Source organism: Algoriphagus sp. (assembly GCF_030694375.1).
Lineage (GTDB): Bacteria > Bacteroidota > Bacteroidia > Cytophagales > Cyclobacteriaceae > Algoriphagus.
Window position 1 is genome coordinate 179,448 of record NZ_JAUXYL010000026.1, and the last position, 15,612, is coordinate 195,059.

Sequence of the window (15,612 nt, forward strand, 5' to 3'; positions counted from 1 at the left end):
GAAAAAAGAGTATCGCTAGGTGATTATTCACTCGGGTCAAGCTTAGCATTCATAGCGAAGAATTTTAATAATTCGATTATTTTCGATTATGAAACCCGGTTACCTCCTCCTCTTTTTTATCCTTCTCAAATTCGCCATTCAATACGCTGTAGTTCACCCGGATTTTGACTTGCATCGGGATGAATTCCTGCATCTGGATCAGGCCGATCATTTGGCTTGGGGATATTTATCCGTACCTCCTCTCACCTCCTGGATTTCAGTGTTGATCCGTTGGTTGGGAAATGGGGAGTTTTGGGTTCGCTTTTTCCCCGCTTTGATCGGGGCGGTGACGATTGTGGTGGTTTGGGATTTGGTGAAAAGGTTGGGTGGAAACCTATTCGCCCAAAGTCTGGCGGCGGTCGCTTTGCTTTGTTCGGCTTTGATCCGGCTGAATATCCTCTTTCAGCCCAATTCCATCGACATCCTTTGTTGGAGCTTGGTTTTTTACACGCTGGTCTGGTTTTTCCAAACCAAAAACTCCAAATGGCTCTATTTCCTCGCACTAAGTTTTGCCTTCGGATTTCTCAACAAATACAACATCATCTTCCTGGCTTTGGGGCTTTTCCCCGCGTTGTTAGTGACCGATAAGCGAAGCATTTTCCGGGACAAGCACCTCTATTTTTCCCTGTTGCTTGCAGTAGTGATAGTCGCCCCAAATCTGATCTGGCAGTATCAAAACGGCTTTCCGGCTCTTACGCACATGCGACTATTGAGCAAATTCCAGCTGGTGAATAACAGCCGGGCGGGTTTTCTGACCGAGCAACTGTTGTTTTTCTATCCTTCGATTTTTATCTGGGTCACGGGCTTGTTCGCATTGGTTACCTCAAGGCGATTTAGGGATTTCAGGTTCATCTTTTGGACATTTATGTTTACGCTGGGGATTTTTACATACTTCCAAGCCAAGGCCTATTATGCCATTGGACTTTATCCGATTCTGATCGGTTTGGGGTCCGTTTGGCTTTCCGAGTTCTTTGAAACAGGCTGGAAGAAGAAGCTAAAGCCTATTTTATTGCTAATTCCACCCGCACTTTTCCTTCCGGCTTTGCCCTTGATTCATCCTTTTTATTCCCCGAATCGAATTCTGGAAAATCCTCCTCCCTACTCCCTGCTTGGACTCAATCGCTGGGAGGATGGGGAAGAGCATCCTATCCCACAGGATTTTGCGGATATGGTGGGATGGAGCGATTTGGCGAATTTGGTTGATTCTGCTTATCTCATGATGCCCAAAACTGGCCGCACCCTGATCATCTGCGACAATTATGGACAGGCTGGCGCGATCAATTACTACTCGAAAATTCCTGGACTCCGGGCCTTGACTATGAATGCCGACTACCTGTATTGGTTTGACCTGAAGGAGAAGGTGGACAACCTTATTCTGGTTTGGGAAAAAGACGAAAAAATCACGGATCGGGAGCTGAACTTCTTCGAGGAATATCAGGAAATCGGTAAAATCACCTATCCATTAGCAAGGGAAAAGGGCACTACAGTCCATTTTCTCCGCGGTGCAAAAGCCGACATCAATGCGATTTTGAAAGACGAAGTGGCGGAGGAAAAGAAGGTTTGGGAAGGTCGGGAATAGTATTACCCAAAAATTCAAAAAGTGCAATTATGATCCTAAGCATACTTGCAATAAGGAAAACCTACCTCATCCCAAAAAGCAGTTGGTGAATGAACTTCATTTTCTTCATCACTTCCCCATTGATGACAAAGGGATAGGCATCCGGAATCCCCATGGAGCGATTAAGGCTGTTGATGGCAAAGGAAATGGGGAACCAAGCCTTGAAGATCTGGCCAAAATCATGGTTTTGATAGGGATCAAAATCAAATTCCCCAACAAGGGATTGCTCATTCAAATTGGGATTTACAGAGAGCCCAAAAGAAAAAGAGGTCTCAGCCATATCCATGATATGCAGGTAATGCGCCCAGGTTTCCGCCCAATCTTCCCAAGGATGCGAGCCCGCATATTGACTGATGTAATTCCCCTTCCAATCCATATTGTATTTGGACTGGTAATACCGAAGCAAGGCTTGGCCATAATCCGCACGTTCATCTCCAAAAATCCCTCTGAATTCCTCCAGTATAACAGGGTCCGTCGCCACCAGCCTATCCCAAAAATAATGCCCCACCTCATGCCTAAAGTGCCCGATAAGCGTTCGGTATGGTTCCAACAGTTGCGTCTTCATCTTTTCCAGATGAACTGTGTCAGCCTCCTCCAGCAAAATAGTAATCACTCCGCTCGAATGTCCGGTCATCCGGTTATGTGTTGGATTTCGGGATAAAAAATCAAAGCAAACTCCTTGATTGAGGTCTTTCAGCTTGCTGATATATGACAAGTTCAATCGCTCCAATTGGTAGATCAGGCGATGTTTGGCCACTTCCAATTTTTTCCATTTTTGGAATTTTTCATTATCGGAAAGGTTTGGAATGATCCGGTTCAATTGGCAGGCAGGGCAAAACTTCCCGTTCTTTTCGATCGGTATCAACCAGTTGCAAACTCCAAATTCCCTGTTAGCACAATAGCGGAATTCCTTTCCGTCTTTATCCGAAACCAAGGTCAAAACTGATGGATCGAATGACAACATATCCTGATCGTCCGGTGAATATCCGGTCAGGTATCCGCACTTTTCACAGCGTTGATTTTCAAAAAATAGGGCATGACGACAGTGATCGCATTCAAAAATTTTCATGTGTTTATAATTGATTTAATAAAGCCACATGCCCGCCTGTAGTCGGACAGGGAATCTTCGCATGTTCGATAACTATCCCATTGTGTGACGTTCTCGTCATGCCTGTCTGCCACAGGCAGGCTTGATTTCATTGCATTGATGCATGATTTGGATTCAAAGGTACTTACTAAACATGCCAAAGGATAGGTAAATCTGATTTCATATTCCCGGTCTAGAAATTCACCACATAGGCGCGGAAAAAGCAGAGATATTTTATTTCCTTGTTTCCTATGAACTTTTGGTGTAAAACCTTTGCGCTACTTAGCGTTCGTGGCAAAAAAAAATTATCGTATTGCGCTGGCATCTGCATTCCTATTCCTAATAATAATTGTGCGCCAGCGCGGGGGTGAATGGAATTCTACTATCCAGGGGTTAAAACCCCTGGCTATTTATCGGTCGCCCATACTGGACTTTGGGGCAAAATTCAAAAAACTTTAGCTTTCTCTGTGACTTTGAAAAAAAATAAATGCGTCAAAAAGTTAAAAGTCCATTTTAAAGCTTAATCCCAAAATCTCTTTTCTCCGTGAACTCCGTGGTAAAAAAACCTTTGCGCTCCTTTGCGCCCTTTGCGGCAAAAAAAAGAAAACCTTCAAGGATAGAAAAACCTCACAGGTTAACCCAAGAAAAGCTTCAGCTTTTCCCCTCTGTGACCTTGAAAAAGCCAAATTGAGCCGAAAAGTTTAATAGTTCATTTTAAAGCTTAATCCCAAAATCTCTTTTCTCCGTGAACTCTGTGGTAAAAAAATGGGGTACAAAAAAACCTTCGATCCCGAAAACATCAGGATCAAAGGTTTAAGCACTTTTTACTACTTACTTTTTACCGTTTACAACTCACTTATCCTTCGGCTTATCCCGCTGCATCTCGATCATATCGACCGGTGGAGGAGTATTATCTCCCAACAGATGCTGCACGAAATAGTCTCCCATTTTCCAGAAGAAATATTCCGTCATATCCCCGTAGCCATGTCGCTGACCGGGAAGCATCACCAATTCAAACCGTTTTCCGGCTTTGATCAAGGCATTTACCATGCGGATCGTCCCGGCAGGATGAACATTGTTGTCCACATCACCGGTGCTGAGCATCAGATGTCCTTTTAGGTTTTTGGCCAAATCCGGATTTTTCTCAATCTGGTAGACAAAAGTTGTGTCTCCGCTTGGAAGGATTCGTTCCTGTACACCATGATGCTTCTCAGACCACCAGCGGTTGTAGATGTTGTTTTCATGATTTCCCGCTGAGGAAACTGCAACCTTAAACACATCCGGATAGACCAGCATCGCTGCCGTGGACATAAATCCACCTCCCGAGTGCCCGTGAATTCCGACTTTGTTTCGGTCAATAAACGGGTGACGATCTGCCAATTGCTCCACTGCCGCTTTCTTATCTGCCAAACCATAATCTCTCAATGATCCATAGCCGTAATTGTGATACCACTTCGAGCGGGCAGGATGTCCTCCGCGATTACCCAAGGTCACGACCACAAATCCAAACTGTGCCAAACGATCTGTTCTGTCCAATCCTCTTCCAAAAGCCTTATTGACTGCTTCGGTCTGAGGTCCAGGATATACATACTGGATGATCGGGTACTTTCTCGTGGAATCAAAATCGAATGGCTTGTACATCACGCCATACAAGTCGGTGACTCCATCGTCTGCCTTAAATTTAAACGGCTCGGGAAACTTGTAGCCTGCGGCAAATAGCTGACTGAGATCGGCAGTCTCCAAGTCCATCACCTTGGCTCCTGTTTTGTCCATCAGTGCCGAAACCGGAGCGGTATTTACTCTTGAATAATTATTCACAAAAAAAGTCGCATTATCATTGATGCTGATGTCGTGGTTGAAATCGCCCTTATTGAGCAAAGTCACTGCCCCGCCATCCAAACTCACGCTGTACATGTGCTCATAGTAAGGATCTTCGGCTTTTTCACGGCCGTTGGCAGTGAAGAATAGTCTGCGTGATTTCTCATCCAATCTTGCGGCACCTGCGGTGTGGTAAGGGCCGGAGGTTAATTGACGCTTAAGCAAACCGTCTTTGCCATAAAGGTAAAAATGCCCCCAACCATCACGCTCTGACCACCAGATCAGGTCATTTCCGGCGATTTCAAGCTTTTCAAAGTCGATGTAGGTATTGCTTCGCTCCTCGATGACCAACTCCTTTTGATTGGAGGCAATATTCCATCGAATTACATCTACTTTTTTCAAATCACGGGAAGTGATTGCAAAGTAGAATTCATTCAAATTTCCCAACCAAAGTGTGGGACGGAAATCATCATCCCGAGTATTGGCTGGAGGTGTTTTGGACCAAAGGCTTACGGTTTGATCTTTGAACGTGGCGATTGGTAATTTGCTCAGTTTGTTGGAATCGAATGAGAAGTGCAAAAGCTCAGTCTGTGGTTGTGCTTTCTCACCCGGCATTGCATACTTGTATGTTTCCAGTGTCGGACGTGGGTCACGTGTATTGTGAATCACCCAGAGGTTTTTGACTTTGCGCTGATCGGTTCGGGTGAGGATAAACTGCTTACTGTCAGCACTCCAAAGGATTCCGGCGCGCTTGCGGTCTTTCTTTTTCTTCTCGACTTCTTCGTTGTCGTCGCCCCGGTCACCAAAACCGTATTCATAATCCTCCTCGCCATCAGCAGTGAGTTGATTTTCGACAATGGTGGAGTCTTTTTCATCCTTTACAGCCTTCAGAAAGTTGGCTTTATCCATCCAGTACAGGTTGTATTCCTTCACAAAAACCACCTTGGAAGAGTCCGGAGCAATATTTGCCCAGGCAAGGCGCTTTGGGTCTTTTTCAGTTTCTATTTCAGAAAGCTGCTGCGTGCTGATGTTATACAGGAAGGTGTGAACCTTTTTTTCCAGTGAGTCTTTCGAATTCTTGTTTTTAGCTTTGATCTCAGCCCAGTCTTTTTTCAATACATCCTGCGAGCTTTTCACTTTGAACCGGATGGTGTTTTCATCTTCCAAAAGCTTCATGTCGTCGAGCTTGAGATGCTGCCCGTCAAAAGGGTCTTTGACCACTTTGGTGATTTCAGCAGCCAGTTTGTCCTTGTCAAAAAGTTGAGTTTTAGTCTTTCTGACTGGATCTACTACGTACCAGTTTTTGCCGTCTGAAGTCTCATATTCATACCAAAAGCGATCGGACTTCTTCATCCAATGGGGATCCACACTGGTAGAAAAGAGCATTTTTCTCATTTTTTCGGGCGAGAAGCGGGCAGCAAGCTCATAATTCCCCTTGTAAACGGTCTCCTGAGCCAGAACTGATAGATTAATCAGAATGAGCCCACACAACAGTAAAATTTTTCTCATCGTGGTGATTTTAGTTTCAGTCTCGAAACTAAAAAGTCAACTCCAAAATTTTTAACCGCTTGAGTAAAAGATTTCAATGTCTCGGTGTCCGATGTCCGGTGACCGTCGACCTGGGTTTGTTCTAGGAGGGGGTTCAAACTTCAAGTTTTTCAAAGAATCATAACTGCTCCTTTTTCGTTAAATTGCTTAAAAAAAAATATATATGGAAAAGATAAGTATTGAAGTTAATGCTGATTTGGCAAAGGCATGGGAGGATGCTTCTGCTGATTTTAAAAAAGAAATTTCCGAATTAATTGAAAGTCAAATTAAGCAGGCACTCGGTCGAGGGGATAAAGAAAAAGTATTGGAATATCTTGAGGAACTTCGTTCGAAATTGGAATCAAGAGGACTTACGCAAGAAATTTTGAGTCCATCTGGTTTTTTTTGAGAAGGAAATAATCTAATTATTTTATTTTCAACTGCTTTTCCGCTCAGTCTCAAATATCCATACTTCCTAACATCCTTACTTCCCAACCTCCTTTCCTCCATACCTCCCTTTTTCACGTTCCTTTAACACTATCTTCATTTTTACAGAATAAAATTTCGAATTCATAGCAATTTGTTAACAACCTAAACATTATGGATTCATGTCGCTACGGTAGCTTTCGATCAAAACCAATAGTGTGAAGACTGATTACAAAACCATCGTCATCTCTGACGTTCACTTAGGCACCAAAGGCTCCAAAGCCAAGGAAATTGCCCGATTTCTGAAACAGTACCGCTGCGAGAACCTCATCCTCAACGGCGACATCATCGACGGTTGGCAACTCAAAAAATCCGGAAGCTGGAAAAGAAAGCACACCCGTTTTTTTAACCGGATCCTAAAAATGATCGAAAATCACAGTACGAATGTATTCTACCTTCGAGGAAATCATGACGACTTTCTGGAGCAAATTCTGCCCTTACAAATCGGAAAACTCCGCATCCAAACTGACATGATCTACGAGTCTTTTGGAAAAAAATACTTCATCACGCATGGCGATGTTTTTGACAGTGTGACGACCAATCTGCGGTGGATTGCCTATGTAGGCGATATCGGCTATACTTTTTTACTTTGGCTCAATCGGGTAGTAAATCACTACCGGAGAAAGAGCGGACTGCCCTACTTCTCGCTTTCTCAGTACATCAAGGGAAAAGTAAAATCTGCCGTATCCTACGTGGATCAATACGAGAGCGAACTGGCAAAAATGGCGCGAGTAAAAGGCTGTGACGGTATTATTTGCGGTCATATTCACCAAGCAGAAAATCGAATTATCGATGGCATCGAATACATGAATTCAGGCGATTGGGTGGAAACGATGAGCGCCTTGGCCGAAGATCACGAAGGCAATTGGCAACTGATCTATTACAATGAAATTGATTTCAAAAGCATTCAGATTGAAGCACAAACTAGCCTTAGCATTATTGAGGAAGAGCGACCTGTGATTCCGCTGCGCAAAGTTTCCTTCGAATCATTCAAAGAAGACGTCAATCCACCTTCTTACCGTCTATAAAATGAATTTCCTTTTTATAGTTCAGGGAGAAGGCAGAGGTCACATGACCCAGGCGATTGCATTTGGCAAACTATTGGAAACGAATGGTCACAGACTGGTTGGAGTGATTTTGGGGAAAAGCAAACGAAGGGCAGTACCGGAGTTTTTTGAGCGGGAAATCAGCGCTCCGATCTATTTGATAGATAGCCCAAACTTCGAAACTGACGGGAATCAAAAGAAAGTTTCGATCCAAAAAACCATTCTGAAAAACAGTCTGAAGCTGAAGACTTTTCACAAAAGTCTAAGAGCGATCGACCAAATTGTTGAAGCCAAAAACCCGGATGTTATTCTGAATTTTTACGACCTGTTGGGTGGACTTTACAATTTTATTTACCGTCCAAAAGCCAAGTTTTGGGTAATAGGACATCAATACTTGATCGATCATCCAAGCTTCCAATTTGCTCCGAACAGACCGTTTGACAAATTTCTTTTTCGACTCAACACTGCATTGACAAGTTTGGGTGCGGATGAACGCTTAGCACTTAGCTTTTTGCCCCAAATCCGCTATGCAAATCAAAACCTGAGGGTCGTTCCGCCGCTGCTTAGGCCTGAAGTGAAGCTTCTGGATTCAAAACAAGGAGATTTTTATTTGGCGTACATGGTCAATCCAGGGTATGCAGAAGAGGTTATTTATTTTGCGGAAGCAAATCCTCACCTTCAGATCAAAGCCTATTGGGATAAAAAAGAAGCTGCCGAAACCGAGTTTCCGCTTTCAAATCTGAGCTTTCATCGAGTTCATGACAAAAACTTCCTTCAGGACATGGCCAATTGCAAAGGATTGGTGTGTACCGCAGGATTTGAATCGGTATGTGAAGCCAAATATCTAGGAAAGCCTGTGATGATGATTCCCGTGGCAGGGCAGTACGAACAGGCCTGCAATGCCTTGGATGCGGAAGCTTCGGGTGTGGGAATCACTTCGGAAAACTTTGATTTCGCCAAGCTGGAGAGCCTACAAAAAAAGGATGCCGAAGCATCCTTACTGTACAAAAATTGGGTTGATTTCTGGCCAATGGTATTCCGGGAAATGAGTTTAGAAGCTTTTGCTCAAGAGCAGGAAGGCCAATCAATTTTCCCTAAGGAATCAATTCCGGCACTGGGCTGATCCAGGCTTAGCACCCCAGTGCATTCCGCTCTTCCAGAGTCAGGAGTTCAAACTTTTTATAGGTAATCTGACCGTCCTTTTCAATTTTGGCGTAGGGAAAACTCGCCCGCTGTATTTTTCTTCGTTCTTCCATCGGGAGTTTAACATAACTCGCATCCAGAGCCCTGTATTGCTCCTGAAGTTCTTCAAATTCTTGATTGGATAGTTGTTCAAAAAGTCGGGTTTTGTTAATTCGAAATTCAAATTCTAAGACTTGCTTTTGATAACTGGAAACAGTTTCAATGTTGTTATTGACCGATGAAATTTGAGGAACTTTAGAAAAAGGACTTTGTACTTTCTTACTAATTCCTCCATCTTTTTCTATTCTGTCGTGTTGTAAATGAGGATTTACCGGTGCTTGAACCTTGCGTTTATCTACTGACCTTAGTGAAAGGTATTTGCTATGTAAATCATTGAATAACTTGACTAATTCCTCTCGTTCATTTTTTGATTTTTCCATGAATGAAGCTCCTGAATTGAGCTTTTCAAGATATTGAATGTATTCGCCTTGAAATAAAGAAACCGGATAGCCATTCAGCGTATGCCTCTGATTTTGTGGATTTTCAAAATTGAAAGTTATTGTACCTCCAATCGGTATCTTCCCGAAACTTGAATTTGACCCATAGACGTTCTCAAATCCTGAAAAAGTATAAATATTAACTTGATTCTTCTGAGGAAAACGCTCCGATCGCGCATTGGAATGAACATAGCTAGAGGAATGATGTGCAATATCGGTAACTTTCATCTCCTCCAATTTTGAATTGGGAGCCACTTTTCCATCAATCCAAATGGCAAACTCCTTTTCGCTTTTCCAACTTTCAAAAAGGGCTTGACTCGGCACATTTTTCTTGATTGTACCTGGTGGATTTGGCAATTCTTTTTTGTACTCGTTTGGTAAATTCTCGTAGCTGAATTCTTTAATTTCCCCGTCTGAATATTTAATCTGAAACTTGGTTTCGCTGTAATATTCTGCTTTGGTGAGCATTTGAAAAGGAGGACGACCGTAGACAATTGTGTAGACAGTATCAACCTGATTTACTTTTTGAACTTTAACATCCTCATAAATCACCCTTCTAAGGTCATTTTTCCTCAAAACCTTCTGAACATCTGACAAAAAGCCCATATCCACATCAGGCGCAGCTGAAAACCGTACAAGCGTATTCTCGGGATTTTTTGATTTGACCAACTCAGCCAATTCTTGGATCACAATGATTTGCCCATCCACTTCAATTTTGTTATCTGCTCTAAGGAGAATTCCGATTTCAATATCTTTTTGGTTAGCCTGGACTTCTCCGGATTCGAAGTTTCCACCTTCTTCCGCTTGCGCTGTTACCTTTTCACTAAAAAAGTAAACCAAAACTGCAAAAACTGGCAGGATAAAAAGGATTTTGACCCATTTGGTCGAATTTGCTGTGCTTCGTTTCATCATTTCAAATCGTTTTTTGGTGAGGGAAAAATTCAAGCTACTGGCCAATCCTGTACTTTGTCTTGGACTCATCATGGCAAGCAGGAAAGTTTTGTATTGATCCAGTGGCGTGACCTGTAGCGCAGCCTCGTCTGCAATAAATTCGTGGTTTAGCTTAATAGCTTGTCTGGCCAGATAGAGTCCGGGATGAAACCAAAGCGGAACTAGCAAGGCCTCGATCAACAAGTTGTCCCAAGTATGTCGACCTCGAACGTGGGCTTGCTCATGTGCAAAAATCGCATCACTGAGTTGATCAGACTCGAAATAGTCCCTGGAAACAAAAATGTAGCTCAAAAAAGAAAAGGGAAGGCTCTTTTCACTGAGCAAAACCAGAGTTTCTCCCCGAAATTGAACATGGATGTTTTGGTTGATTTTGTTCAGTAGCAACTTGATATTTCGAATGAATCGAATCATAAAAACCAAGGTGATCAATCCATAAAGCGACCAAAAAAGCAAATTCCAATCAAAAGACTTAGCCGCCAACTCAGGTTCCGGGACAAAATCGGATGCCAAAGCAAGATCAGTATGCAATTTAAAATCAGAAGAAAATTCCACTTCCTGAAGTGCATCCTCAGAAAAAACAATTGGTACTTCAGCAGCTACTTCCAACTCGATCAAAGGAATCAAAAAAGATCCCATCACCGCAGCCAAAAGGAAAAATCGGTTGAACTGATAAATCGCCTCCCGCTGCAAAAGCAGGCGGTGAACCAACAGCAAAATAACCAGACAAATTGAGGACTTGAGGAGATAGGCTATCATTTTTTGCTGTTTAATTGGTCATCTATAATTTCTTTGAGTTGAAGGAGTTCCTCCTGAGTCAGCTCGGTTTTTTTCGTAAAAAACGAGGCGAATTGAGCCGGAGAGTCATTGAAAAAGTTCTTGATCAATCCGTTGAGGTGCTTGGAAAAGTAGCTTTCCTTACTCACCAAGGGATAATATTCCCGCAGCTTGCCTGCCGTATCGTATCCGACAAAGTTCTTCTCCTGCATCCGGGTCAGAAGGGTGGAGATCGTGGTAGTTGCAGGCTTGGGTTCAGAATACGATTCCAGTAGATCTTTCATAAAAGCACGCTTGAGCTTCCACAGGTGATTCATCAGTTCTTCTTCGGTCGGAGTAAGTTTCATGTTCAGAAATAGCATCGTTCTCTACAAATGTAGAGCAATAAATCAACTCTACAAGTGTAGATCAAAATTTATTTCATTTTAATTCTAGCGATAAATAATTCAAAATCACCTGACTGCATGCCTCTTGCAAAAAATGCGCTTCGCAAAAAGCAAGTTTGGAAACCGATTTCTGAAGGCTTTTTTTGGAAAAAGCAACCAATGCCAACTTCACTTCCCAACTAATACCCCTCAACAACTGAAAAAAAATTAGAATGCAGTTCGTAAACAGATCGCTCCATTTTGGATTTTAATACTCAGAAATTGATAATTTCGAAACTTGCTCAAAGGAGAACATAGTGCATGTCAGCTGAACATATACGATTACAGGAAGATAAGGAACGGAAGAAACATTGGAAAAAGTGGGGACCATACCTCACTGAGAGGCAATGGGGGACTGTTCGCGAAGATTACAGCCCGGATGGGGCAGCATGGGAAAATGTAACCCATGACGATGCCAGAAGCAAAGCCTACCGCTGGGGTGAGGAAGGGATCGCCGGAATTTCGGATCACAAGCAAAAGCTCTGCTTGGCTTGGGGATTTTGGAACGGGAAGGACCCTTTTATCAAAGAGCGGCTTTTTGGTCTGACCGGAAATCAGGGAAATCACGGAGAAGATGTCAAGGAAATCTATTATTACCTGGACTCTACACCTACCCACAGCTACATGAAGATGCTGTACAAGTATCCTCAGGCTGAATATCCTTATCAAAAGCTCATTGACGAAAACAGAAAAGCGGGTAAGCTTCAGGATGAGTACGAACTGATCGATACCGGAGTTTTTGACGAAGATCGCTACTTTGATATTTTCATAGAGTACGCGAAAAATGACGTGGAAGACATCTTCTCCATTGTCACCGTACACAACAGAGGTCCTGAGGACGCAAAGCTAATAGTGATGCCAACGGTATGGTTCCGCAAAACCTGGTTTACCGGACATGAACCATTCATGCCAACTATCAGCAAGCTGGATGACCATTCGATCAAAGCATTCAATCCAAAGTCGGGAAATTACATTTTCACGTTTTGCAGTAATACCGACCTTGTTTTCTGCAATAATGAAACCAACCGTGAAAAATTGTACGGTATCCCAAAAGACCAAATTTTTTGCAAAGATGGAATCAATGATTTCATTGTTTCGGGAGATCGGAGAGGCTTGAATCCTCAAAACATGGGGACAAAAGCCGCGGCTATTTTTGAACTGGAGATTCCCGCAGGTGGTAGCAAGTCGATCAAAATGCGTATGCAGCATCAGATTGAGGAAAAACCACTCGAATCCTGTAAAGAAAGTGTCGAGCTACGCAAAAAAGAAGCGGACGAATTCTACGACACAATTCAAGACCGAGTCACAGACGCTGACCTAAAATCCATTCAAAGGCAAGCATTTGCCGGGCTGATGTGGTCCAAGCAGTTTTATTACTACGACGTCAATCGCTGGTTGGAGGGTGATGCAGGAAGATATACTCCTCCGGAACAGCGAAAAAAAGGAAGAAATAACAACTGGCGTCACCTGCAAAATTACGACATCATCTCCATGCCGGATAAGTGGGAATACCCCTGGTATGCGGCATGGGATTTGGCTTTTCACTGCATTCCGATTGCGCGAATAGATCCGGAATTTGCAAAGGATCAACTCCAACTCCTGCTCAATGAATGGTATATGCATCCCAATGGGCAGATACCTGCATACGAATGGAACTTCTCGGATGTGAATCCTCCTGTGCACGCCTATGCTATTCAGCGAGTCTATCAGATCGATAAGAAACTCAACGGGGGCAAGGGCGATCAGGAGTTTCTGGAGCGGGCAATGCACAAACTGATGCTCAACTTCACTTGGTGGGTCAATCAGAAGGATAGTGATGGCAAAAACATCTTTGAAGGAGGATTCCTTGGACTGGATAATATTTCCCTGTTTGACCGGAGTCATGCCAGCCATTATCAGGGAAAACTTGAACAGGCAGATGGCACTTCCTGGATGGCCATGTTTTCATTGAACCTTTTGAGAATTTCATTGGATCTCTGCGAGTTCAACAAAGTCTACCAATTCACTGCCACTAAGTTTCTTGAACATTTTCTCTACATCGCAGGTGCGATGAATAACATTTCACAGGAGCACATTTCCCTGTGGGATGATGAGGACAGCTTCTTCTATGATGTTTTTCACCTTAAGGGAAAAGAACCGAAAAAACTGAAGGTAAGGTCAATTGTGGGTCTCATACCTCTTTTTGCAGTAGAACCGATCAGAGAGGACTTGTTTGACGACCTGCCTGAATTTAAAAAGCGTCTGGACTTTTTCCTCAGTGAAAAGCCAAAATTGGCCGCCTTGGTGTCCAGCTGGATTCAGCCCGGATATGACAAACGTCGGCTTTTCTCCCTGCTGAGAGGACATCGAATGAAAAGTGTCCTCCACAAAATGCTGGATTCCGACGAATTCCTAAGTGACTACGGAATTCGATCGCTTTCAAAATATTATGAGAAGAATCCCTACGGGATGAAAATCAACGGGGACACGCTTTCCATCAAATACACTCCGGGAGAGTCTGACACCAGAATGTTTGGAGGCAATTCCAACTGGCGTGGCCCGATTTGGTTTCCGATCAACTTCCTGATCATCGAATCCCTGAAGAAGTTTGACTTCTACTATGGGGGCGACTTCTCTATTGAATACCCGACCGGATCGGGTAATTTCCTGACGATGGACATCATCGCAAAGGAGCTTTCGCTTCGCTGTATGCGGATTTTCATGAAGGACAAAAACGGTCATCGACCGGTCTATGGAAAGAATAAGAAATTTCAGGAAGACCCGCACTTTAAGGACTACATCCTTTTTTACGAGTATTTCCATGGGGATTCGGGTAAGGGTCTTGGGGCTTCCCATCAGACGGGTTGGACAGCCTTGGTTGCAGAGATGATTCACAAGTATTACAAAATCAGCGAAGTGCATCACGATGTCACTACTCCCCTATTTAGAAGCTAATCGAATCGAAGCTGGATGCGACGAGGTAGGACGCGGTTGCCTGGCGGGGCCGGTTGTTGCGGCGGCCGTCATTCTTCCTTTTTCCTACCACAACCCCTTGATCAATGACTCCAAAAAGCTGGGGAAAACTCAGCGGGAAGACCTCATCGGGGAAATCAAAAGTAAGTCTATGGCTTGGGCAATTGCAGAAGCTAGTGTGGAAGAAATCGACCAAATCAATATTCTCAATGCTTCTTTTTTGGCAATGAAACGCGCTGTGGTAAAACTGGAAATAAAGCCCGAACACCTGCTGATCGATGGAAATAGATGGAAATCTGACCTGACTTTCCCTTTTACCTGTGTGATCAAAGGAGATGGAAAATTCGCAAGCATCGCAGCGGCTTCGATTCTGGCAAAAGTTTATCGGGATGATTTGATGGAAAAGTTGGCGATAGAATTCCCTCATTTTTCTTGGGAGCGAAATGCCGGCTATCCGACCAAAGCGCATCGTGAGGGAATTGAAAAATTCGGAAGTACAATCTGGCACCGAAAGAGTTTTCAGCTGTTGCCGAGGCAACTGGAATTAGCACTGAAATAAAAAAGCCGCTAAAGAAACTTCAGCGGCTTTCTGTTTATTTTAAGGGTGTTTAATTTCTTTTTTGATTGATTTTGTGATGAGCTTGAAATCTCTTTCGAAGGCACTCTCCCTGACCACTGAAAACTACCTACTTCTTCTTGATCCGTTCGAAGATCAATTGACCTGTAGCTGAACTTTTACTTATCGGCTGGAGGACCATTCTGTCTTCTGAAAATTCAACAATTTGAGCTAATCGATCGCCTTTTTCATCATGGATCAATAATATGTTTCCTGGCATCAGCTCAATCTTCGCTTCTTTTTGCACAACCGTCTGATTTTCAAAATCGGTAAACTTCAGTAAATCTCCTTCTTCAAACTTGTAAACTGTGTTTTCCAATCGGTAATTTATTCTGGCATCCATACCGGCCTTTTCCAAAGCATTTGCATTTTGGTATTGTGGAGATTTTACGATTTTCTCCATTCCACCAAAGTGCACCAATTGCCAGCTTCCGATGAGTTGACTGTATTGAATCTGATTCCAGTAAAGCAACAGACTTAGGAAAAGGGAAGTGATGAGTGATAGATTCATGATCCTTCGGATTACAATTTTTCTGCCAAAAATCTCCGCTCACAGTCATTTAGATCTTAAGCAGCTGTTTTTTCTCCAAAGGA

At 43.2% G+C, this 15,612-nt stretch carries 11 protein-coding genes; 6 read left to right on the forward strand and 5 right to left on the reverse strand.

The window, feature by feature from the left end:
* Positions 1-88 precede the first annotated feature (88 nt).
* Positions 89-1,618: a glycosyltransferase family 39 protein gene (locus Q8M62_RS10215; RefSeq protein WP_304902098.1), complete on the forward strand. Its 1,530-nt coding sequence runs from the start codon at positions 89-91 to the stop codon at positions 1,616-1,618.
* Positions 1,619-1,679: 61 nt separating this feature from the next.
* On the opposite strand, the gene Q8M62_RS10220 is transcribed toward Q8M62_RS10215, so the two are convergent.
* Complete coding sequence (locus Q8M62_RS10220) at positions 1,680-2,726, reverse strand: putative zinc-binding metallopeptidase (RefSeq protein ID WP_304902099.1); 1,047 nt, start codon at positions 2,724-2,726, stop codon at positions 1,680-1,682.
* 870 nt (positions 2,727-3,596) lie between these two features.
* The gene (locus Q8M62_RS10225) at positions 3,597-6,071 is read right to left on the reverse strand and encodes a DPP IV N-terminal domain-containing protein (protein ID WP_304902100.1); all 2,475 of its coding nucleotides are present in this window, start codon (positions 6,069-6,071) and stop codon (positions 3,597-3,599) included.
* Between the two features lie 202 nt (positions 6,072-6,273).
* On the opposite strand from Q8M62_RS10225, the gene Q8M62_RS10230 reads away from it, so the two are divergent.
* The 3 genes from Q8M62_RS10230 to Q8M62_RS10240 all read left to right on the forward strand — a co-directional run bounded on the left by Q8M62_RS10230 (position 6,274) and on the right by Q8M62_RS10240 (position 8,744).
* Complete coding sequence (locus Q8M62_RS10230; RefSeq protein ID WP_304902101.1) at positions 6,274-6,498, forward strand: hypothetical protein; 225 nt, start codon at positions 6,274-6,276, stop codon at positions 6,496-6,498.
* 235 nt (positions 6,499-6,733) lie between these two features.
* On the forward strand, positions 6,734-7,603 hold the full coding sequence (locus tag Q8M62_RS10235; RefSeq protein ID WP_304902102.1) for a UDP-2,3-diacylglucosamine diphosphatase: 870 nt from the start codon (positions 6,734-6,736) through the stop codon (positions 7,601-7,603).
* Between the two features lies 1 nt (position 7,604).
* Positions 7,605-8,744, forward strand: coding sequence for a glycosyltransferase family protein (locus Q8M62_RS10240; RefSeq protein ID WP_304902103.1), 1,140 nt, complete (start codon positions 7,605-7,607; stop codon positions 8,742-8,744).
* A gap of 7 nt (positions 8,745-8,751) precedes the next feature.
* On the opposite strand, the gene Q8M62_RS10245 is transcribed toward Q8M62_RS10240, so the two are convergent.
* Complete coding sequence (locus Q8M62_RS10245) at positions 8,752-11,007, reverse strand: M56 family metallopeptidase (protein ID WP_304902104.1); 2,256 nt, start codon at positions 11,005-11,007, stop codon at positions 8,752-8,754.
* Entirely contained in the window at positions 11,004-11,372 is a 369-nt protein-coding gene (locus tag Q8M62_RS10250; protein WP_304902105.1) for a BlaI/MecI/CopY family transcriptional regulator, read from the reverse strand. The genes Q8M62_RS10245 and Q8M62_RS10250 overlap by 4 nt, the downstream gene beginning before the upstream one ends.
* Before the next feature lie 339 nt (positions 11,373-11,711).
* Between Q8M62_RS10250 and Q8M62_RS10255 the strand changes: the two genes are divergently transcribed.
* Positions 11,712-14,384: a glucosidase gene (locus Q8M62_RS10255; RefSeq protein WP_304902106.1), complete on the forward strand. Its 2,673-nt coding sequence runs from the start codon at positions 11,712-11,714 to the stop codon at positions 14,382-14,384.
* Positions 14,356-14,961, forward strand: coding sequence for a ribonuclease HII (locus Q8M62_RS10260; protein WP_304902107.1), 606 nt, complete (start codon positions 14,356-14,358; stop codon positions 14,959-14,961). The genes Q8M62_RS10255 and Q8M62_RS10260 overlap by 29 nt, the downstream gene beginning before the upstream one ends.
* 127 nt (positions 14,962-15,088) lie before the next feature.
* Here the strand turns inward: Q8M62_RS10260 and Q8M62_RS10265 are convergent, their stop codons facing one another.
* Positions 15,089-15,529, reverse strand: coding sequence for a hypothetical protein (locus tag Q8M62_RS10265; protein ID WP_304902108.1), 441 nt, complete (start codon positions 15,527-15,529; stop codon positions 15,089-15,091).
* Between the last annotated feature and the right edge of the window lie 83 nt (positions 15,530-15,612).

Bases quoted from the DNA above. Each gene is read 5' to 3' on its own strand.
- Q8M62_RS10215 (WP_304902098.1), top strand. From the start codon at position 89: ATGAAACCCGGTTACCTCCTCCTCTTTTTTATCCTTCTCAAATTCGCC.
- Q8M62_RS10220 (WP_304902099.1), bottom strand. From the start codon at position 2,726: ATGAAAATTTTTGAATGCGATCACTGTCGTCATGCCCTATTTTTTGAA.
- Q8M62_RS10225 (WP_304902100.1), bottom strand. From the start codon at position 6,071: ATGAGAAAAATTTTACTGTTGTGTGGGCTCATTCTGATTAATCTATCA.
- Q8M62_RS10230 (WP_304902101.1), top strand. From the start codon at position 6,274: ATGGAAAAGATAAGTATTGAAGTTAATGCTGATTTGGCAAAGGCATGG.
- Q8M62_RS10240 (WP_304902103.1), top strand. From the start codon at position 7,605: ATGAATTTCCTTTTTATAGTTCAGGGAGAAGGCAGAGGTCACATGACC.
- Q8M62_RS10245 (WP_304902104.1), bottom strand. From the start codon at position 11,007: ATGATAGCCTATCTCCTCAAGTCCTCAATTTGTCTGGTTATTTTGCTG.
- Q8M62_RS10250 (WP_304902105.1), bottom strand. From the start codon at position 11,372: ATGAAACTTACTCCGACCGAAGAAGAACTGATGAATCACCTGTGGAAG.
- Q8M62_RS10255 (WP_304902106.1), top strand. From the start codon at position 11,712: ATGTCAGCTGAACATATACGATTACAGGAAGATAAGGAACGGAAGAAA.
- Q8M62_RS10260 (WP_304902107.1), top strand. From the start codon at position 14,356: ATGTCACTACTCCCCTATTTAGAAGCTAATCGAATCGAAGCTGGATGC.
- Q8M62_RS10265 (WP_304902108.1), bottom strand. From the start codon at position 15,529: ATGAATCTATCACTCATCACTTCCCTTTTCCTAAGTCTGTTGCTTTAC.